This window comes from Enterobacter cloacae complex sp. 342H5 (assembly GCF_050030905.1).
Taxonomy (GTDB): Bacteria; Pseudomonadota; Gammaproteobacteria; order Enterobacterales; family Enterobacteriaceae; genus Enterobacter; species Enterobacter intestinihominis.
In genome coordinates this window covers 3756942-3777333 of sequence record NZ_JBLGVB010000001.1, presented here as the reverse complement: position 1 = coordinate 3777333, position 20392 = coordinate 3756942, and the positions used below count along the sequence as shown (strand labels likewise).

Here is a 20392-nt window from a genome sequence, read left to right as displayed (position 1 = left end):
ACGTGTTTAAATCTTTATTAATCAACAAAACAGATGGACGCTATAGTGCGCAACTTGCTGAAATCGCTGAAAGTGAACTACCGCAGGGGGATGTGGAGGTCAATGTTGACTATTCATCCATCAACTACAAAGACGCACTGGCCATTACGGGCCGGGGCCCAATCGTCCGACGCTTTCCCATGGTGCCCGGCATTGATTTTACCGGTACAGTGTCCGCCAGTTCACATCCCGAATATCAGGCCGGAGATAAGGTTCTCCTGACCGGCTGGGGTGTTGGGGAAAAACACTGGGGCGGACTATCCGAAAAAGCACGGGTAAATGGAGACTGGCTGACGCCGCTCCCGGCTGGCGCTAACGGCAAACACGTAATGGCAATCGGAACAGCTGGGTTTACCGCGATGCTGTGCGTAGACGCACTTCTGAATCATGGTATTAAGCCTGAAGATGGTCCGGTACTTGTTACCGGTGCCAGCGGCGGCGTCGGGAGCATTGCGGCCATGATCCTTGCATCAATGGGGTACCGCGTTACGGCGTCTACTGGACGCCCGGAAGAGGCTGCCTGGCTCTATAAAACGGTCGGTGTGGACGAGATTATTAACCGTTCCGAGCTCTCCTGTCCCGGAAAACCGTTACAGAAAGAACGCTGGGCTGCCGCCATTGATACAGTCGGTAGCCATACGCTCTGCAATGTATGCGCCGGGGTGCGTTATGGCAGTATTGTTGCAGCCTGCGGCATGGCACAGGGGATGGAACTAATGGGGAATGTGGCTCCGTTTATCCTGCGTGGCGTCACGCTGAAAGGGATTGACAGTGTCATGTTCGCGAAGGAAAAAAGAGCGGCGATCTGGCAGCAGGCGGTACAGTATTTACCGGAGTCCAGACTGGATAGCCTGACCACCGTTTATCCGCTGAGTGATGCCATCAATGTGGCCGAAAAACTTCTGAGTGGCGGAATTCGTGGCCGGGCAGTAATTCAGTGTAGCTAATGAAGTGGAAGCCAGGCTCAGCCTGGGTTTGATAATTATTATCAGGGGCTGCGGCCCCTTTTTTACTTTTCAACAGCCGTGTCCTTAGAGGGCTGATAGCGTACTGACTTTTTGAAATAGCTCCAGAAGTCGTACACAGGCTGGGTTGAGCAATAAAGTTTGGCACGCATTACGGCACCCTCCCAACTGCTCCAGAAAATGGCCGCCAGTTGCGTATTATTCATATCGGAACGGATTTCGCCCGAAGATAACGCGTCGGACAGACAGCACGCCACAAGCGCCTGCCAGCGCTCAAGTATTTCGTGGAGCTGTTTGATAAAGGACAGTGGAAGACCCGGACTCTCCTGCATCATATTGCCAACCAGACAGCCCCGGGTGAAATTGTACTTTTTAATGCCGTCGCAGGCATCGTCGATGAAATTTTCCAGACGCATCATTGGTGTGAAGGATGATTCATACAGATGTTTTTGGAGTTTATGCACAAAGAAACTGTCATAGGCGCTCAGAACAGTCTGGGCATACTCTTCTTTGCTCTTGAAATAGTAATAAAATGAGCCTTTAGGAACACTGGCATTTTTGACAATGGCATCGACTCCCGTTGAAAGAAAACCATTCTGCGTGAGCAGTTCAAGCCCGCTTCGGATCAGGTCATTACGGGTATCTGTATAGGTACTCTCTGTTTTTCGTGGCCTGCCTCGCCCACGAATTTCGCCAGTCATGACTTTGCTCCTGCATTTTATTAACGGAAAAGAATAAGTGATTTTGCGCGGAGGCTTCAATCAGTTTATCCCCGGCGGTGACGAGGTGGCCACCTATGCCGACTGGACAGGGGACTGACTATTGCCATAACGCCATCGCAGGTTGCTTCAGTAAACCTGCTAATCCCGTACAATGGCGAATTCGCTATATCCGCTTCTCGCACTTAGCTGCCATAAATCGGCCAGGCAATCACAGGTCATTTCTGTCTCGCAAAGAAGGTGCCGTTTCTGCTTTGCGTTGACACCCCTAAATATTAGAATTAAAAGGAGAGAGTTACTGGAAAAAGGCAGCGGAGGCAGTGACAATCGTGGCTTGAAGCCACTACTCGATGGATGCGGACATGTAGTTGGCGTCATTCGACAAAACTAGCAAACTTCTAATAGTCACCATTTCTCCCGTCTGGCGGGAGTGCTGTCAAATGCCCCCCTCATCTCTGTGTGGGAAATGAAGGGTGAAGGGGAAATAGATGACAGCGTTATTTCTACGCCCAGAATACTGAATACCTTGTACAGACGATCAATACTGGCGCTAGCAGGGTTTGCTTCCAGGCGGGCATAGGTTTGCTGCGTTACGCCAAGCCTCTCAGACACATCTTTTTGCGTGAAGCCCTTGATTTTGCGAAACCCGATTAGCACAGGTCTGAGCTGGTTCAGCGTTTTTATCGGGAACTGATTATTCATAAGTGACCTGCCTCGCAGACTGAGTAGGGAGTACCGCCCTGTAATACAGCAGGTAAGGTGTATTTTGTGTTATACAGACTATAGGCTGTAAAACCTTTATTGAAAAGATGCTGATGTTCCAGGGGCATGCCGAGCATGGACGATTTTCTGCGGGGCGGTATTTCGCTACGGGGGAGATTGCGTTCGGGCAATGTACCGGTGTAAAAAACGTCAATTTTTCAAAACCGCTGTTATCGGGATAAGCTGAAAACTCCGAAGGCAGACACAGCCACGAATAATGTCAGACTTAAACTCTGTAGCTGTCTTCTTTTGCCTGTAAATAACGTCTAGTTTGACTCTGATGAAGGCTGTACCAGGCAGAGAACATGTCACTCTCGGGGCCGGATGATAAAATGTGTTCAACTGGCTGGGCAGGGTAATAGCGAAGAACGTTCTCTGAAATTCGATTCAGCTCAGCGTAACGTGCGCTGTAGGTATGTATAATCCATTGCATCAATTTTGCATCCGTATTATTCGCAGATTACACACAAGAAGCTTAACAATGGCTGAAAGAGTGAGCAGGGATATGTAACAAAAACAAGGGCTTCAAGATGAACTGGATAAAACCGGAGCAGAGCAAGCCCTGTTCCGGTTTGTCAGGCTTTGGAATTTCTTCCAGGCCCCTGCAGCTAGTCACAACAAACACATTAATGTTTTCATTGCTTCAATTCAATATTATTGTGTGAAAGGGATTCCATCGAAATCGGCTTATGCATGCTTAAAACTAAACTGCCCCGGCTGCAGTCATTTGGTTGCTGTGGGCTCTGTACTGTGTCTAATAGTGAAAGAATCTTACGTTATAACGAAGGAAATTGCTGAATGACTCTACGATTGCAGACGGAATCACCCGCTGACCAGGATATGTTTAGAGGCAGCAGTCATGAAAAAGTTGCAGAGAATGTGGCTCAGATCATCAGGACACCTGATGTCAATATTATTGGTCTGGAAGGTGAGCTGGGTTCAGGTAAGTCAACAATATTGAAGTTCCTGCAGAAAAAGCTTAAAGATGATTTTACGTTCATTAACTTTGATGCAGAACGTTACCATCATGGCTCAACTAAAAAAGCGCTTATCGATGTCATCCACCACGGGGTCAGCCTACAATGTCCGGGCTCCCGGGATGTGTTGGATAAGTATAAAAATCTGGCTCTGGGTAACATCGTTGAATACGACAAGAGGGTCAGCAGCAGGCTAAGCTGGTTGACCGTCGTTTTTATTTTACTGTCATTGCTTTCCGTGCAGATGCTTCGTTATGTGCTAACAGACCTTAATCAATATTTTACTAACAATGATCTTACCCACGAATAGTGGACACACGACTAAGTGAGTAAACTCTTAACCAGAGGTGACTCATGACAAAACCAGCATCAACCAGTAAGAAGCCCCGCAAACAGTACACGCCTGAATTCCGCAACGAAGCCCTGAAGCTTGCGGAACGTATCGGTGTTGCTGCCGCTGCCCGGGAACTCAGCCTGTACGAATCCCAGCTCTACGCATGGCGCAGTAAGATTAACAATGCCCGCAGCTCTTCCGAACGTGAGCAGGAAATGTCCGTTGAAATTGCCCGTCTTAAGCGCCAACTGGCGGAACAGGCAGAGGAGCTGGCCATTCTCCAAAAGGCCGCGACATACTTCGCGAAGCGCCTGAAATGAAGTATGTCTTTATTGAAAAACATCGGGCTGAGTTCAGCGTCAAAGCCATATGCCGGGTACTGCGGGTCGCCCGTAGCGGCTGGTATGCGTGGCGTCTGCGTCGTCAGCAGATAACACCACGTCAGCAGTTCCGGCTCGTCTGTGATACTGCTGTCCGTCAGGCATTCACTGAGGCAAAACAGCGTTATGGTGCGCCTCGTCTCGCTGACGAACTGCCTGAGTACAACGTCAAAACCATTGCCGCCAGCCTGCGGCGTCAGGGGCTTCGCGCAAAAGCGGCCCGGAAGTTCAGCCCGGTCCGATACCGCGAACATGGCCTGCCGGTGTCTGAAAATCTGCTGAAACAGGATTTTTACGCGAGTGGCCCGAATCAGAAGTGGGCGGGTGACATCACGTACTTGCGCACGGACGAAGGCTGGTTGTACCTGGCGGTGGTCATTGACCTGTGGTCCCGTGCTGTCATCGGCTGGTCGATGTCGTCGCGGATGACAGCGCAGCTGGCCTGCGATGCGCTACAGATGGCACTCTGGCGACGTAAGCGCCCGGAAAATGTCATCGTGCATACGGACAGAGGCGGGCAGTACTGTTCGGCAGACTATCTGGCGTTACTGAAGCGGCATAATCTGCACGGTAGCATGAGTGCCAAAGGATGTTGTTACGACAATGCCTGCGCGGAAAGCTTCTTCCACTCGCTGAAGGTGGAATGTATCCACGGGGAACGCCTTATCAGCCGGGAAATCATGCGGATGACGGTGTTTAATTATATCGAGTGTGATTACAATCGGTGGCGCCGACACAGTGCCTGTGGCGGACTCAGTCCCGAACAATTTGAAAACCAGAACCTCGCTTAGGGCCGTGTCCACATTACGTGGGTAGGATCACAAGGAGTCATTATTAGGGTGGCTTTTTTATGTTGAGGTGGCCGCGTTTCTTTCTCCTGCCATTATGGTCGCAGGACTGGCATGCCTGCAGAACATGGAATGGTACAGAAAGAAAGGGTATTCGAGTATTGGTGATTTGTTCAAACGCAACAGTACTGACAGGATTGAAGAGACTTGGCTAGTTAATAAGGAGGTCGGAGCTATTGAGCTGGCTGAAGCTCTGCAGGGATTTACCTCCAAAGAGGTCATTTCCCATGGAGATCGCTTCATCCTTATCATTGATAATCTGGACCGAATCAGTGCAGACAAAGTGAAAGAGCTCTGGAGTGATATGGAGCTTATTGCCGGAGCCACTCATGAACACTTCAGGATAGTGGTGCCCTATTCGGCAAGACAGGTTTCAGCCTCACTTTCTGTGGCGGGTTTCAGCGGGCGTGAGTTTATTGCAAAGCGGATTCCTGTAAGTTTTCAGGTTCCTCCTCTTATTTCGGCAGGATGGCAGGAAGCGTTAAGGCAGTACTGGAAAGAAACAGTAAATGAGGATGCAGGGATAGCGTGCCGGGAAGCAACGGTGTTGCTTGAGCGCTGGAAACCCTCTGAGTATCCTCGTATCACACCGCGATTAATGAAGAAGTTTGTTAATGATATTCATATTCTGAACCTTACCGTTCCTGCAACAGAAGATCATCGCCATATTCTTATTGCTCTCTACTTACTGGTGGTCAGATACGGGGAGCGAGATATTAAAGTATTACTTCGCGATCCCAAAGCTAGTCAGACCGAACCCGGTATTGCTCCGGATGATTTTGACGAGATGCTCTCGCTAACTTATCAACAAATATCCCGAATTTTTAATAACGATACAGAAAGATGGAGCGAATTTCTGATGAGCATCCACTATCAGTCCACGGTGGAGCTTGCCAGGAGCGAGTTGCTTGATACGCCTCTTAAAGACGCGATTGGTGCTATAAATATCCCACGGCTTGAAGAACTGACGGCCTTGTGGGGTTTCGCTGAAGCATGGCAGCGAGTGGCACCACATATTCAGATGCGAGACTGGCTGGTTTCTTATAGCCGGATGGATGAGAAGTGTCAGGCTCTCGCCGAACCGCAACTCAAAGTCGCAGTGCAAATGCTGAATCAGAGTTATGCTGTTTCACTCAGAGAAAAGAATGATGAAGGTTTCGTATTGAGTCTGCAGAAACTGATGGCTGACGGGCGGATAAGCCTAGAGCCTTTCGTCGAAAGGCAAATATCGTTTATTGTGAGTAAACTTGATGAAATTCAGGATTCAGAAAAATTGGAGGCTGAATCCACGCAGACGTTGCTGCAGGAAGCTGATTCATACTCTGTTCTGGCCGGTGAATCACTACTGAATAAAATGGAGAATTTTGTAGATGGCGTATTTTATGTGGAATACCTTGTCAATAATGAAGAGACCTTGTCAAACCTGAAAATTGGCACACTAGATATCGGAAATCACGGTCGGGAGGAGATGTTACGCTATGGAGCTGAGCAACCTCAGATAGACCTTTTTAATCCGGGAATTATCCGGCATATCAATATTGCATCGAAGGCGGTACAGAACGTAATTGGAAAGAATGATGGTACAGGTGGGGCTCAGGTTAGCTCTGCAATAATGACGCTTAAAAATCGTCAGGTTGTTGAGGACGTTATCCATTTCAGAAAAATTGTTCTGAGCCCGGACTGGAATAATAATGTTTTAAATCAATATTATCTTAATAATACGGCGACGAGGAATCTCTTCCCTGCGGAATTTGCTGCACAGGCTGTTGCTCACATGGTGCTCCATGGTAACTATGCCGGTATCGAGTCGTACAGTGAACATATTGGTGAGGAACGGTTTGACCTGGCTTTGGCTGCATATCTTCGTTATCTACGTACTGCCGAGAGTATCTTTATAGCACTTAAGGATAAAAATGTTCTGCCGTACATCAAAAATGCTGTTGGCAGGATTGTTGATTTAGGTCTTCTGGTGAATATACCTGTCCTGAGCTTTGTTAAAGGTCAGTATGACGTCATCAAAGAAGCTACAAATGCAACCTCTCTTTTAATATTTGTGCGAGAGCGTCAAAAAGCACTGTCAGAGAAAATAATTGAGTCTGATGTGAATGCTATGGGTCCAGTATTTCTCCATGACGTATATCAGTCAGGTGAGCAGTTTGATATTTTGAAGAAAAAGCTGAACGCCCTGGCATGTGGAGTATTTAGTTCTTCTGAAAGGCTTATTGAGTGTTTTACGGTTCTTCCTGTGAACATGCGCTTTATCCTTGAACAAATGCAACTTCAGGGGCAGCATATCCGGATGGAAGGTAGTGTGGGTATCTTTGCATCATGGTTCCGTGATGCAGAGCCAGACGTTGTCACAAATGCCGAGAACATTCATTTCCTGTGGTCTTGCCTCGACGATACCCAGAGAGAGACTGTACTTGATGAGTTGCACGATGTCTTACTTGAAAGACATATTCGTATTGACAGCCGTATTGCGATTATTACCCGTTTTCATAATGAGTTGTCGTTTATTGAACCTGAGAAGGCCGTTGAACGCAGGGCTATTGCGGCGCTGTTTAGCGCTTCTGTTGATAATGTATTATTGTCTCAATGGCTTGACCGTCAGACGTTTTCATTTTCATCATGGTCTCCGGAGGACGCCCGTACGGCAACGAGTTGTATAATGAATAACTCGGAGATTTTTCCTCTCATCTGCAGGAATTCACAGTATATTAAAAACAGAATGTTACCAGAGAAAGCGGACGTTACAGAAGATAGTGATACGTTTCCGGACTGAGTTCGTTCTTTAAATCCTATACCTGAAGACCACAGCGGTGGTCTTTGGGAGTTTTTTTATTGCCTGATATACATTAAGCATGTTATATCTTGCTAAGAAATAATCATTCAGGGATTAATCATAACTACTGAAGTTATGTTGTGTTCTTTTCTTTTAAAAATAAATTATTCAGATTTATTTTCTATTGATTTAATGAGGTAGGGAATGACAGAAAGTGCTTTGCTTTTGCGAGAGGCATTTAATGAATCGGTTAACTATATGACATGGTCTTTTTATTCACTGATAACTGCTTACGTTTCGATGGCTTTTTATGATAGAGTTGAGGTTAAGACCCGAATAAATAATTATCTGAATAAGTTACTTTTCGTGATTGCTATGTCCGTTTTTATCCCAAATATGTACTTTGTTTCAATGGTGTTCAGTCAGAAGTTAGGCACCGCAGCTGGCGTTGCGTCATTCATTATTGGGCTACTTTTCATGATGTTAAACTCGGCGCCTGTAATTACTGGTATCGTACAGCAGCGCAAAGATTGAGTTTTATGAGTATAGTCAGTTGGGTTTTCATCTGTTTTATCAGACTTAGAAAAATGAAATCTTTCAATTCATTGATTTTAAACGCAAAAAAATTTCTAAATGATCAGAATTATAGGGTGTTCACTCTGTTCGATCACCGAACACGAAGGTCGTATTATTCAGAGCCGTTCCGAAGAGTCGATTGTTAACGAGATCGAAGCGATTCGCGACACGGTCCCGGGCTTTACCGGCGTAATCTCCGATTTGGGTGGTCCAACGGCTAACATGTACATGCTGCGCTGCAAATCGCCGCGCGCTGAGCAGACCTGTCGTCGTCTCTCCTGCGTCTATCCGAGCATTTGCGAGCATATGGACACCAACCACGAGCCGACGATCAACCTTTACCGTCGCGCCCGTGACCTGAAAGGCATCAAGAAGATCCTGATCGCCTCCGGCGTGCGTTACGACATTGCGGTGGAAGATCCGCGCTACATCAAAGAGCTGGCGACGCACCACGTTGGCGGTTATCTGAAGATCGCCCCGGAGCACACCGAAGAGGGCCCGCTGTCCAAAATGATGAAGCCGGGCATGGGCAGCTATGACCGCTTTAAACAGCTGTTTGAGACCTTTTCAAAACAGGCGGGGAAAGAGCAGTATCTGATCCCATACTTCATCTCCGCGCACCCCGGCACCCGTGATGAAGACATGGTGAACCTGGCGCTGTGGCTGAAGCAGCGTCGATTCCGTCTGGATCAGGTGCAGAACTTCTACCCGTCGCCGCTCGCTAACTCGACGACCATGTATTACACCGGTAAAAACCCGCTAAGTAAGATTGGCTATAAGAGTGAAGACGTGGTGGTGCCGAAAGGGGATAAACAGCGCCGTCTGCACAAAGCGCTGCTGCGCTATCACGACCCGAAAAACTGGCCGCTGATCCGTCAGGCGCTGGAAGAGATGGGGAAAAAGCACCTGATCGGCTCGCGTCGTGATTGTCTGGTGCCTGCGCCAACGCTGGAAGAGATGCGCGAAGCGCGCCGCCAGAACCGCAATACGCGCCCGGCGCTGACCAAGCACACGCCAATTGTGCATCAGCGTTCGAACGGTGGGGCTTCGGGGACGAAAAAAACGGGAAAACGTAAGATCGGATAACGATGATGCCCTCACCCCGGCCCTCTCCCACAGGGAGAGGGTGGAAAGCATTCCCTCTCCCTGTGGGAGAGGGTTAGGGTGAGGGGAAACTACCCGCCAAACTGATCCGGGTCCGGCCCAAGCCGCTTGCCCTGATCCAGCTTCGCAATCTCACCCAGCTCGTCTTTATCCAGGCGGAAATCCCAGACGTCGAAGTTCTCGGCGATACGCGATGGCGTGACCGATTTCGGGATCACCACCAGACCGCTATCCAAATGCCAGCGAATGACGATCTGCGCCGGCGTTTTGCCGTACTTATCCGCCAGCTCGCGGATAATTTTCTGGTCAAACACCCCTTCGCCGCCCTGAGCCAGCGGGCTCCAGGATTCGGTCTGGATCTTGTGCGTGGCGTTCCACGAATGAAGCTGGCGCTGCTGCATCAGCGGGTGTAGCTCAATCTGGTTAATCACCGGCGCGACGCCCGTTTCATCAATCAGGCGTTGCAGGTGATGAACCTGGAAATTACAGACGCCGATGCTTTTTATCAGCCCCTCTTTTTGCAGCTCAATCATCCCTTTCCAGGCATCAACGTAATGGTCGATAGCCGGTACCGGCCAGTGCATGAGATAAAGATCGACGAAATCGAGCTGGAGTTTCTCCAGACTCTCCTGTAACGCTTCGCGGGGACGCTTTTGATCGTCGTTCCACAGCTTGGTGGTGATGAATAACTCATCGCGGGGAATGCCAGCGCTGGCAAGCGCGGTCCCCACGCCGTCCTCGTTTTTATAGGCGGCGGCGGTATCGATGGACCGATAGCCGACTTCCAGGGCTTTATGAATGGCGGAGACGACCTCGTCGTTACCGGCTTTCCATACACCTAGCCCCAGCTGGGGCATCACGTTGCCGTCCTGTAGCTTGATTACGGTTTGGTTTGCCATTTTTCCTCCTTCAGGTGCTCATCGCCGGAGGGAACCTCCGACAATGTGATGTGCATTAAGTCTGGACGAAATGTCAAAAAACGAAAGTCAGGATCCTAAAAACGCTTAGCGTGCCGCTTCGTAAATACGACGGCTGACGTCCAGGGTGATGTCGCCGTGCTCGCCGATCTGCGTCATACCGTGTGCTTCCAGCTTCGCCAGCAGGGCAGGGATGGAGCTGCCGTCCAGGCCGTAGTCAGAGAGACGCGTTGGCACGCCCAGGCTTTCAAAGAAGTGACGGGTGGCTGCAATTGCGGCATCAATACGCGCATCGTCGGAACCCTCGGTGATGTTCCAGACGCGTTCGGCGTACTGGAGCAGTTTGGCGCGTTTAGCGTCACGTTTTTCATTCCACAGCGCAGGCAGAACCACCGCCAGCGTCTGGGCGTGATCCAGGCCGTGCATCGCCGTCAGCTCGTGACCGAGCATATGGGTCGCCCAGTCCTGTGGCACGCCTGCACCGATAAGGCCATTCAGTGCCTGTGTTGCAGCCCACATCACGTTAGCACGCACGTCATAGTTTTCAGGCTCTTTCAGCGCTTTCGGACCTTCTTCAATCAGCGTCAGCAGAATGCCTTCCGCGAAACGATCCTGAATTTTGGCGTTCACCGGGTAAGTGACGTACTGCTCAACGGTGTGAACAAAGGCGTCGACCACGCCGTTCGCCACCTGACGCGCAGGCAGGGTATAGGTGTAAACCGGATCGAGGATCGCGAACACGGGCTGAACGTGTTCGTTCATAAAGGCCTGCTTGTCACCGGTGGTTTTACGGGAGATGACCGCGCCTTTGTTGGACTCAGAGCCGGTGGCCGGCAGCGTCAGCACGGAGCCCATCGGGATCGCACTGCTGATGTCGCTGCCGCCCGTTTCCAGAATATGCCACGGGTCGATGCCGTCAGCGTAATGCGCTGCCGCCGCGATGAATTTGGTGCCGTCCAGCACGGAACCGCCGCCCACCGCCAGCAGGAAAGTGATCTGCTCGTCACGGGCGATTTTTACCGCGTTCATCAGCGTTTCATAAGACGGGTTAGGCTCGATACCGCCGAACTCGCGTACGTCCAGCCCTTCCAGAGCGCTGTAAACCTGATCCAGTACGCCGGTTTTTTTCACGCTGCCGCCGCCGTAGGTAATCAGGACGCGGGCGTCCGTCGGGATTTGCGCGCGCAGGTCAGCGATAGCGTCTTTACCAAACAGAATGCGGGTTGGGGTGTGAAGATTAAAGTTGTTCATGGCTTGTTCCCTGTAGTGGGTAAAAAATCGTGGTGGCGCAGAAGGCAACCTGATGCTGCACATTGTGGCGGGCAGGCGCTATCCTCTCAATGCACATTCCTGCCGATGTCTTGCCCATTTCTACAGCGCTCTGGAGAAACGGTAAGAAAATGCGCACACTGTTAGCGTCGGAAACCGTACCCGGAGTAACTGAAAATGAACCGTGATGCCATCTGCCGCCAGCTAACGTCGCAGATTAAAAGACTGATAGATAACGGAAATGATTCGGCTGAGCTGTTGCCGGATATCCGATTGCTCTACGGTACCCAGCCCGGAACGCGCACCCCGGTGATGTATCAGCCCGGCATCGTGTTTCTCTTTTCTGGCCATAAGATTGGCTATATCAATGAGCGCGTGTTCCGTTACGACACCAATGAATATCTGCTTCTGACAGTACCTTTACCCTTCGAATGTGAAACTTTCGCGACAGAGGAGGTACCGCTGGCCGGGATCCGCGTCAACGTCGACATTCTCCAGTTGCAGGAGTTGCTGATGGAGATTGGGGAGGACGAACTTTTCCGGCCGTCGATGGCGGCAAGCGGTATCAACTCCGCGACCTTATCGGAGGAAATTCTCTGCGCGATTGAACGCCTGTTAGACGTGATGGAAAGGCCTCTGGATGCGCGTATTCTCGGAAAGCAGATTATCCGCGAAATTCTTTACCATGTGCTGCTGGGACCGGGCGGCGGGGCGCTGCTGGCGCTGGTAAGCCGGCAAACGCACTTCAGCCTCATTAGTCGCGTGCTGAAGCGCATCGAGAGCCAGTACACGGAAAACCTCAGCGTTGATCAGCTGGCGGCGGAAGCCAATATGAGCGTCTCGGCGTTTCACCATAACTTTAAATCCGTCACCAGCACGTCGCCCTTGCAGTACCTCAAAACTTACCGTCTGCATAAGGCGCGGATGCTGATGATCCACGATGGCATGAAGGCCAGCGCCGCGGCGATGCGGGTCGGGTATGAAAGCGCGTCGCAGTTTAGTCGGGAATTTAAGCGTTACTTCGGCGTCACGCCGGGGGAAGATGCGTCACGTATCAGAACCATGCAGGGAGCGTGAGGGGAAACGGAGGCCGGGTAAGCGGTAGTGCCACCCGGCTTTTATTTATGCGCTGCAATACTTTTTCTTGATCACCACCGCAATGGTACCCACCAGCCCTGCAACCAGCAGGAAAATCGGCAGGATCATCAGGAAGGTCATCACCTGGTCTTCATGGCGCTTAACAAAGGGGATCATATTCAGCGCGTAGCCGAGCGTGGTAACCACGCCCACCCAGAGCAGGGCGCTCAGCCAGTTGAAGAACTGGAAGCGGCGGTTAGAGAGGCCTGAAATACCCGCCATGGTAGGCAACAGGGTGCGAACGAACGCCAGAAAACGCCCGGCAAGCAACGCCAGCAGGCCGTGACGGTCAAACATGCAGGTCGCGCGCTGATGATATTTATGCGGCAGCTGCGCCAGCCAGCCTTTCACCACGCGGGTGTTTCCAAGCCAGCGCCCTTGCAGGTAGCTCAGCCAACAGCCGAGACTGGCCGCAGAGGTGAGGATCACCATTGTCGGTGCGAAGTCCATCACGCCCTTGCCGATTAACGCCCCTGCGAGCAGGAGCAGGCTGTCACCGGGTAAAAATGAGGCTGGCAGTAATCCATTTTCCAGAAACAGCGTCGCGAACATCACGAAATAGACAATCCCGACGACATGTGGGTCCGCCAGCGCGGCAAAATCGTGTTGCCAGAGCGCCGTGATGATATTTTGAATAACAGCCATGGACTTTCCTGTGGAACAGCAGATATAACGCTATTGTACTCTCAATTTTGCCTGTCGGGGTTGATCGCAGGCGCATCTCATACAGACTTTTCTGCTTGCGGTGTTCAGAATAGCGTCCAGGGAGTACATGTCAGCCAGCACTTTACACGATGCGCTCAAATCCTGCCGATAAATCCGCAATTAAATCGTCCACATTTTCCAGCCCGATATGTAGGCGGATTAAGGTCCCCTCGAAGTCCACCTCGCCGCCCGGGCGCAGGGCCGCAATCTGCTCCGGCTGATTGGGCAGGATCAACGATTCAAACCCACCCCATGAATAGGCCATGCTGAAGAGGGTAAAGTTATCCAGATAGCTTGCCAGCTCGGCGTCATTCAGGCGCTTCTTAAGAACAAATGAGAACAACCCGCTGCTGCCCGTAAAGTCACGTTGCCAGTATTCGTGGCCCTTGCTGCCCGGCAGCGCCGGATGGTTAACGCGCTCCACCTGCGGATGCAGCGCCAGCCACTGAGCAATTTGCAGGCTGCTTTCGTGATGCTGACGCAGACGCACGCCGAGCGTACGGATGCCCCGGCTGGTCATGTAGGCGGTATCGGCATCCACCATCTGGCCCATCAGGTAGGCGTTTTCACGCAATTGCTCCCAGCAGCGGGCATTAGATACCGCCGTACCGATCATGCCGTCTGAGTGGCCAATCAGGTATTTGGTCGCCGCCTGAATGGAGATATCGATGTCAAATTCCAGGGCTTTAAACAGCACACCTGCCGCCCAGGTGTTGTCGATCATGATGATCGCTTCCGGCGCTATGCTGCGCACCGCCTTCACGATGGCCGGGACGTCATGCACTTCCATGGTGATGGAGCCGGGAGATTCCAGGAACACAACGCGCGTGTTGGGCTGAATAAGCCCGGCAATACCGGCCCCAATCAGCGGATCGAACCAGCTGGTGGTGACGCCGAGCTTGCTGAGTATTTTGGTGCAGAAGTCCTGGCTTGGCTCGTAGGCGGTATTGGTCATCAGGATGTGGTCACCCTGTTCAACAAACGCCAGAATGGTATTGGCGACCGCCGCCGCACCGCACGGGAACAGCGCGCAGCCCGCGCCGCCCTCCAGTTCGCACATGGCTTCCTGCAACGAGAAATGGGTTAACGTGCCACGGCGACCGTAAAACAGCCCGCCCTTCGCGCGATTACGCGTGGCGATTTTTTTATCTTCGACGGTATCAAACACCAGCGAGGAGGCACGCTGGATCACGCTGTTGACCGAGCCCTGGGTGTATTTTTTACTGCGTCCTGCCTGCACCAGCGTGGTCTCAAGCTGCTTTTTAGTCATGTTCGCTAACCCTATTTTTATACGTCTGGACGTCCAGACTACCACGATTGTCAGAATGTGCATCCGGATGCTTATCGAATAAGCAGAAAATATTATCAAATATTCGCATAAGAAATTTTTACTGCGTAAGCGCAAGGAAAGTGAGCGAAAATTACGGCACTATGTAAATACTAATGAGAACTACTATCAATTCGACGACGTTTTGATATTATTACGTTCAGATTGTGTGATTTGCGTCCTGGAGATACAGAGTGGGTAATAATTTGATGCAGACGGATCTCTCCGTTTGGGGCATGTATCAACATGCTGACATCGTCGTTAAGGTTGTGATGATCGGCCTGATTCTGGCGTCCGTGATCACCTGGGCTATCTTCTTCAGCAAGAGCGCCGAACTTCTTTCACAAAAACGCCGCCTCAAGCGTGAGCAGAAGCAGCTGGCGGAAGCCCGCTCTCTGGATCAGGCTTCTGATATCACCTCATCCTTCCATGCGAAAAGCCTGACTACCCTGTTAGTGAACGAAGCGCAGAACGAGCTGGAACTCTCCGCAGGCAGTGAAGATAACGAAGGCATTAAAGAGCGTACCGGTTTCCGTCTGGAGCGTCGCGTTGCGGCCGTGGGTCGTCATATGGGCCGCGGTAACGGCTACCTGGCGACTATCGGCGCTATCTCCCCGTTCGTCGGCCTGTTCGGTACCGTCTGGGGCATCATGAACAGCTTTATCGGTATCGCCCAGACGCAGACCACTAACCTTGCGGTCGTCGCGCCGGGTATCGCAGAAGCGCTGCTGGCAACGGCTATCGGTCTGGTTGCCGCTATCCCTGCGGTAGTTATCTATAACATCTTCGCGCGCATGATTGGCAGTTACAAAGCCACACTGGGTGACGTTGCCGCGCAGGTTCTGCTGCTGCAAAGCCGCGATCTGGACTTGAACGCCAGCGCCGTTAAACCGGTGCATGCGGCGTCCAAACTGCGCGTAGGTTGATTGTATGGCAATGCGTCTTAATGAAAATCTGGACGATAACGGTGAAATGCATGAGATCAACGTGACGCCGTTTATCGACGTCATGCTGGTTCTGCTGATTATCTTTATGGTTGCCGCGCCGCTGGCGACGGTGGACGTGAAGGTGAATCTGCCAGCGTCCTCCAGCCAGCCGCAGCCGCGTCCGGAAAAGCCTGTCTACCTGTCCGTGAAGGCCGATAAGTCCATGTTCCTGGGCAACGATCCGGTAACGGATGCCTCGGTTATTCCGGCGCTGGACCAGCTGACCGGCGGCAAGAAAGACACCACCGTCTTCTTCCGCGCGGATAAAACCGTCGATTATGAAACCATGATGAAGGTAATGGACACGCTGCATCAGGCGGGATACCTGAAGATTGGTCTGGTCGGCGAAGAGAAAGCGGCCGCGAAGTAAAACGAAGGCGAAGCCGCCTTCCGTGCCGGGTGGCGGCTTCGCCTTACCCGGCCTACAATCTCAGGCTAGCGCCGCCGGGCGAACCATGTTGTCAGCAGTTAGAAGATGTTGTTGACGCCTCTTCATCGAGCGCCACGCAGGTGACGTTTGATGTGCGATAGTTGCCTTCCGAGAGTTTACGGGTCAGGCGCAGGGTGGCTGTCTCGCGTGCCAGCAGGTACTGATAGTTCGTCTCCAGTCGCCCAAGGATCTTCTCTTTAAGCTCAGGGCGCAGCTCAATAATGGCGTTCATCACCGCGCCGTAAATCTCCTCTTTGGCCTGCAAGGCATAAATTTCCCGACGGTTCTGCCATTTCAGGCGCACCAGCGTGGCCGGAATCGAAACCAAGTCCTGCGTTATTCGCGTCATCTCGTCATTTTTTATCTTTTTCAGGGCGTCGAGATTCTGCTTTAAGATAAATTCATCGCTTTTCTTATCATCTAAAGTCAAATAAACGTTATTACCGCTATCATCATTCACGTTAATCATCCCCCAGGTTATAAAAAATGGGATTGTTTTTTTCACGCGTAATTAAGTTAAGCCAAATTTCATTGCCAGCTTCATTTATTTGCTGTGTTTTCTCGGCCATTATTTGACTTAGAGCCTGGGCATCTATTTCCCCTTCGGCCTGTAAATCATTTAGCAGATGAACTAAGGCTTCAATCTTGATGGCACGAAATAACCGTTCTTTTAAATGGCGATCGTGCTCTTCCAGCACCATATTACGGGATTTGCCGGTGCGTGAAACACCAATTAATATATCGGCTTCATAGTCGGAGAGTTTTCTTTTTCCTTGAGTGAAATTCGCCTCTTTATCTGCTTCCGTCGAAGGCTGTTCCACAGGCGTAATGTGGTACTTTGCCGGGACAAGATTGTCGGGCAGCATTTTAATTTCCTTTAATTTCAAAAGGGTGGGGTTGGAAAAAGGGTGAGATTCGTTGACAATATCATGAGGCAATTTTAAAATCAAAAAAAATGGAGCCTACCCATGAACAGCATTTTCTTCACGGTCGTAACGTTACTATTACTGACCGCTGGCGTGCTTTTATTGATGCAAGAGTTCAATAAAACGAAAGTGTCAAATGACGCCAGTGAACCACCGCAGCCTGAATTGATGTCCAAAGAGGAGGGGGAAGATCATTTCTCCGTCTTGATGAACGCCGTGACGCCAGTCTGGTACTGGCGGGTGAATCACGAATATATCGATTTTCTCCATGCGACAATTAAGCGAATGAAAATGGCCGAAATTAATGATACGCCCGGCCTGTTCGACGCGCAGCGCCGCTGTAGCGACCTTAATTCGGCGGTCTATAAATATTACGACAATATCAAAAAGCGCTGTCTGAATGGCGAGAAGGTGTCGTATTCCGATTTAGACGTATTAAATCTGCGCCAGTGTTTTCGCGAGTTTAGCCTGGAAGCCTACCCGGAACTGGTCGCACTGGTCTGGCCGGAGTATGCGCGTCCGGATGTGGATCCCAACGAGGTATAGTTGAGATATACTGAGCGCTGGTTTCGTTTGCAGACAGGATTTTATGGAACGCTTCTTTGAAAACGCAATGTATGCCTCTCGCTGGCTGCTCGCACCCGTCTATTTTGGTCTCTCTCTGGCGCTGGTCGCCCTGACGATCAAGTTCTTCCAGGAGATATTCCACGTCCTGCCAAACATTTTCTCCGTGGCAGAAGCCGATTTGATTCTGGTTCTGCTGTCGCTGGTGGATATGACGCTGGTAGGAGGATTACTGGTGATGGTGATGTTCTCCGGTTATGAGAATTTCGTCTCTCAGCTTGATATCGCCGAGCACAAAGAAAAGCTCAACTGGCTGGGGAAAATGGACGCCTCATCGCTGAAAAATAAAGTCGCGGCGTCGATTGTGGCGATTTCGTCTATTCACCTGTTACGTGTCTTTATGGATGCTAAAAACGTCCCGGATAATAAGCTGATGTGGTATGTGATTATCCACCTGACGTTTGTACTGTCGGCGTTTGTGATGGGATATCTGGATAAGATCAGTAAGAAATAAATTTACAGCGCCCCTCACCCTGCCCTCTTCCCAGAGGGGAGAGGGTTAGGGTGAGGGGCGAAAGCATCGGACCGCACTATTTATTTATCCGACGACGCCTGCCACAAATTCAGCTCACCATCCGCCACGTGCTGGTCAATCCGCGTCAGTTCATCTTCGGTAAAGCACAGGTTATTCAGCGCCTGAACGTTCTCTTCCAGTTGCTCCGGGCGGCTCGCGCCAATCAGCACTGACGTTACACGTGTATCTTTCAACAGCCAGCTTAGCGCCATCTGCGCCATCGTCTGCCCGCGCGCGTGCGCCATCTCGTTCAGCAGACGAAGGCTGCTCAGGTTGGCTTCGGTCAGCATTTTCTCCGTCAGGCCGCGCACTTTTTTCCCTTCGCGCTGCATACGTGAACCGTCCGGAATACCGTTCAGGTATTTCCCGGTCAGCAGGCCCTGCGCCAGCGGGGTAAAGGCGATACAGCCCGTTCCGTTTTTCTCCAGCGCGTCCAGCAGACCAGTCTTGTCGACCCAGCGGTTAAGCAGGTTGTAAGAGGGCTGGTGGATCAAAAGCGGGATCTTCCACTCGCGCAGCAATTCGGCCATCGCCGTCGTGCGTTCCGTGGAGTAGGACGAAATGCCGACGTACAGCGCTTTTCCGCTCTGCACCGCGTGTGCCAACGCGGCGGCGGTCTCTACCATCGGCGTGTTTTCGTCTACGCGGTGAGAATAGAAAATATCCACATACTCCACGCCCATGCGTTTCAGGCTCTGGTCGAGGCTGGCGAGTAGATACTTACGTGAACCACCCGAACCATACGGTCCTGGCCACATGTCGTAGCCCGCTTTGGTGGAGATGATCAGCTCGTCGCGATACCCGGCAAAATCTTCTCGCAGCAGGCGGCCAAAATTTTCTTCAGCGCTGCCTGGAGGGGGGCCGTAGTTGTTGGCAAGGTCAAAATGGGTAATGCCGAGATCGAAGGCCTTACGCAGCAGCGCGCGCTGGGAATCGAGCGCCTGAATGTGGCCAAAGCTGTGCCACAGACCCAGCGACAGCGCCGGTAAGCGCAGGCCGCTTTTGCCGCAGTATCGGTACTGCATGTTTTCGTATCGGCCGGTGTAAGGGTGCCAGGACATGATGTCTCCTTTCTTATCGGTGAATTTTCGAAACAGCGTTTTTATTCTAAGCTTATCAAATCATAAATCATGGAGATAAGCGATGACGCGCCTGACTGCCAAAGATTTTCCGCAAGAGCTGCTTGATTACTATGACTATTACGCCCACGGTAAAATCAGCAAACGCGAATTTCTGAATCTCGCGGCGCGCTATGCCGCAGGCGGCGTAACGGCGCTGATGCTGTTTAATATGCTTAAACCCAACTACGCCCTCGCGGAGCAGGTTAAATTCACCGATCCCGATATTCTTCCGGAATACATCACTTATCCCTCGCCCAATGGTCACGGCGAAGTGCGCGGTTACCTGGTGAAGCCGGCCAAAGCCACCGCGAAAACGCCCGCAGTAGTGGTCGTGCATGAGAACCGGGGGCTGAATCCGTATATTGAAGACGTGGCACGACGCGTGGCGAAAGCGGGGTATATCGCGCTGGCTCCCGACGGCCTGAGCTCGGTGGGGGGATACCCCGGCAACGACGACGAAGGAAAGGTTTTGCAGCAGAAGGTCGACCCGACAAGGCTGATGAACGACTTTTTTGCCGCCATAGAGTTTATGAAAAATCATCCGGAAGCCACCGGTAAGGTGGGGATTACCGGTTTTTGCTACGGCGGCGGCGTATCGAATGCCGCCGCCGTAGCATATCCGGAACTCGACTGCGCGGTGCCCTTCTATGGTCGTCAGCCGCGGGTGGAGGATGTGCCAAAAATTAGCGCGCCGCTCCTGCTTCATTATGCCGAGCTGGACAAAAATATTAACGAGGGCTGGCCTGCCTATGAGGCCGCGCTGAAATCAAATAATAAGGTTTATGAAGCGTATATCTACCCCGGCGTAAACCATGGATTTCACAACGATTCTACCCCACGCTATGACCAGCCCGCAGCCGAGCTGGCCTGGTCGAGAACGTTAAGCTGGTTTAAAAAATATCTGGAATGATAAGCCCTGCTTAAATAAATCATCACAAAGGGTTATCTTT

Annotated in this window: 20 protein-coding genes and 1 pseudogene; 12 read left to right on the top strand and 9 right to left on the bottom strand. The window is 51.3% G+C overall.

What is annotated here, in order from left to right; genetic code table 11:
- The first annotated feature begins 2 nt into the window (after positions 1-2).
- Positions 3-986 carry an MDR family oxidoreductase gene (locus ACQG03_RS18040; protein ID WP_023280857.1) on the top strand — a complete coding sequence of 328 codons (984 nt, stop codon included), beginning with the start codon at positions 3-5 and terminating at the stop codon, positions 984-986.
- Between the two features lie 62 nt (positions 987-1048).
- Here ACQG03_RS18040 and ACQG03_RS18035 read toward each other — a convergent pair whose 3' ends face one another.
- Positions 1049-1705: a TetR/AcrR family transcriptional regulator gene (locus ACQG03_RS18035; RefSeq protein WP_023280966.1), complete on the bottom strand. Its 657-nt coding sequence runs from the start codon at positions 1703-1705 to the stop codon at positions 1049-1051.
- A gap of 423 nt (positions 1706-2128) precedes the next feature.
- The gene (locus tag ACQG03_RS18030) at positions 2129-2425 is read right to left on the bottom strand and encodes a helix-turn-helix transcriptional regulator (RefSeq protein WP_017384073.1); all 297 of its coding nucleotides are present in this window, start codon (positions 2423-2425) and stop codon (positions 2129-2131) included.
- A gap of 858 nt (positions 2426-3283) precedes the next feature.
- Here ACQG03_RS18030 and ACQG03_RS18025 point away from each other — a divergent pair.
- The 5 genes and pseudogenes from ACQG03_RS18025 to ACQG03_RS18005 all read left to right on the top strand — a co-directional run.
- Entirely contained in the window at positions 3284-3772 is a 489-nt protein-coding gene (locus ACQG03_RS18025) for a P-loop NTPase fold protein (RefSeq protein WP_023280967.1), read from the top strand.
- Between the two features lie 44 nt (positions 3773-3816).
- Positions 3817-4967 (top strand): IS3 family transposase gene (locus ACQG03_RS18020; RefSeq protein WP_087855188.1). Its coding sequence is split into 2 segments (ribosomal slippage): positions 3817-4075 and positions 4075-4967, totalling 1152 coding nucleotides; the frame shifts between segments, so codons are not numbered across the junction.
- A gap of 124 nt (positions 4968-5091) precedes the next feature.
- Complete coding sequence (locus ACQG03_RS18015; protein ID WP_157843391.1) at positions 5092-7806, top strand: P-loop NTPase fold protein; 2715 nt, start codon at positions 5092-5094, stop codon at positions 7804-7806.
- A 204-nt stretch (positions 7807-8010) separates the two neighbouring features.
- Complete coding sequence (locus ACQG03_RS18010; protein WP_000140246.1) at positions 8011-8340, top strand: hypothetical protein; 330 nt, start codon at positions 8011-8013, stop codon at positions 8338-8340.
- Between the two features lie 114 nt (positions 8341-8454).
- A pseudogene (locus tag ACQG03_RS18005) lies at positions 8455-9468 on the top strand (DUF3362 domain-containing protein); the annotation flags it as partial.
- Between the two features lie 89 nt (positions 9469-9557).
- Here the strand turns inward: ACQG03_RS18005 and dkgA are convergent.
- Entirely contained in the window at positions 9558-10385 is an 828-nt protein-coding gene (gene dkgA, locus ACQG03_RS18000; RefSeq protein WP_023306942.1) for a 2,5-didehydrogluconate reductase DkgA, read from the bottom strand.
- A 105-nt stretch (positions 10386-10490) separates the two neighbouring features.
- The gene (gene yqhD / locus ACQG03_RS17995) at positions 10491-11654 is read right to left on the bottom strand and encodes an alcohol dehydrogenase (protein WP_063152153.1); all 1164 of its coding nucleotides are present in this window, start codon (positions 11652-11654) and stop codon (positions 10491-10493) included.
- Between the two features lie 195 nt (positions 11655-11849).
- On the opposite strand from yqhD, the gene ACQG03_RS17990 reads away from it, so the two are divergent.
- Entirely contained in the window at positions 11850-12749 is a 900-nt protein-coding gene (locus ACQG03_RS17990) for an AraC family transcriptional regulator (protein ID WP_017382749.1), read from the top strand.
- Between the two features lie 45 nt (positions 12750-12794).
- Here ACQG03_RS17990 and yghB read toward each other — a convergent pair whose 3' ends face one another.
- Positions 12795-13454, bottom strand: a complete 660-nt coding sequence (yghB, locus tag ACQG03_RS17985) for a DedA family general envelope maintenance protein YghB (RefSeq protein ID WP_015571869.1) — start codon at positions 13452-13454, stop codon at positions 12795-12797.
- A gap of 142 nt (positions 13455-13596) precedes the next feature.
- On the bottom strand, positions 13597-14784 hold the full coding sequence (gene metC / locus ACQG03_RS17980; protein WP_023306940.1) for a cystathionine beta-lyase: 1188 nt from the start codon (positions 14782-14784) through the stop codon (positions 13597-13599).
- A gap of 251 nt (positions 14785-15035) precedes the next feature.
- Between metC and exbB the strand changes: the two genes are divergently transcribed.
- Together exbB and exbD are read left to right on the top strand one after the other, a co-directional pair.
- Complete coding sequence (exbB, locus tag ACQG03_RS17975; protein ID WP_023298602.1) at positions 15036-15767, top strand: tol-pal system-associated acyl-CoA thioesterase; 732 nt, start codon at positions 15036-15038, stop codon at positions 15765-15767.
- A gap of 4 nt (positions 15768-15771) precedes the next feature.
- The gene (gene exbD / locus ACQG03_RS17970) at positions 15772-16197 is read left to right on the top strand and encodes a TonB system transport protein ExbD (protein ID WP_023298601.1); all 426 of its coding nucleotides are present in this window, start codon (positions 15772-15774) and stop codon (positions 16195-16197) included.
- A gap of 91 nt (positions 16198-16288) precedes the next feature.
- Here the strand turns inward: exbD and ACQG03_RS17965 are convergent, their stop codons facing one another.
- Together ACQG03_RS17965 and ACQG03_RS17960 are read right to left on the bottom strand one after the other, a co-directional pair.
- Positions 16289-16726: a hypothetical protein gene (locus ACQG03_RS17965; protein WP_023298600.1), complete on the bottom strand. Its 438-nt coding sequence runs from the start codon at positions 16724-16726 to the stop codon at positions 16289-16291.
- Complete coding sequence (locus ACQG03_RS17960; RefSeq protein ID WP_023298599.1) at positions 16719-17123, bottom strand: hypothetical protein; 405 nt, start codon at positions 17121-17123, stop codon at positions 16719-16721. Before ACQG03_RS17960 ends, ACQG03_RS17965 begins: the two co-directional genes overlap by 8 nt.
- A 102-nt stretch (positions 17124-17225) precedes the next feature.
- On the opposite strand from ACQG03_RS17960, the gene ACQG03_RS17955 reads away from it, so the two are divergent.
- The gene (locus tag ACQG03_RS17955; RefSeq protein WP_023298598.1) at positions 17226-17729 is read left to right on the top strand and encodes an ESA_00282 family adhesion-associated protein; all 504 of its coding nucleotides are present in this window, start codon (positions 17226-17228) and stop codon (positions 17727-17729) included.
- Between the two features lie 43 nt (positions 17730-17772).
- On the top strand, positions 17773-18261 hold the full coding sequence (locus ACQG03_RS17950) for a TIGR00645 family protein (protein ID WP_006811956.1): 489 nt from the start codon (positions 17773-17775) through the stop codon (positions 18259-18261).
- An 80-nt stretch (positions 18262-18341) separates the two neighbouring features.
- Here the strand turns inward: ACQG03_RS17950 and ACQG03_RS17945 are convergent, their stop codons facing one another.
- Positions 18342-19382: an aldo/keto reductase gene (locus tag ACQG03_RS17945; protein ID WP_063163592.1), complete on the bottom strand. Its 1041-nt coding sequence runs from the start codon at positions 19380-19382 to the stop codon at positions 18342-18344.
- An 82-nt stretch (positions 19383-19464) separates the two neighbouring features.
- On the opposite strand from ACQG03_RS17945, the gene yghX reads away from it, so the two are divergent.
- Positions 19465-20352 carry a YghX family hydrolase gene (gene yghX, locus ACQG03_RS17940; protein ID WP_023306936.1) on the top strand — a complete coding sequence of 296 codons (888 nt, stop codon included), beginning with the start codon at positions 19465-19467 and terminating at the stop codon, positions 20350-20352.
- Positions 20353-20392 lie beyond the last annotated feature (40 nt).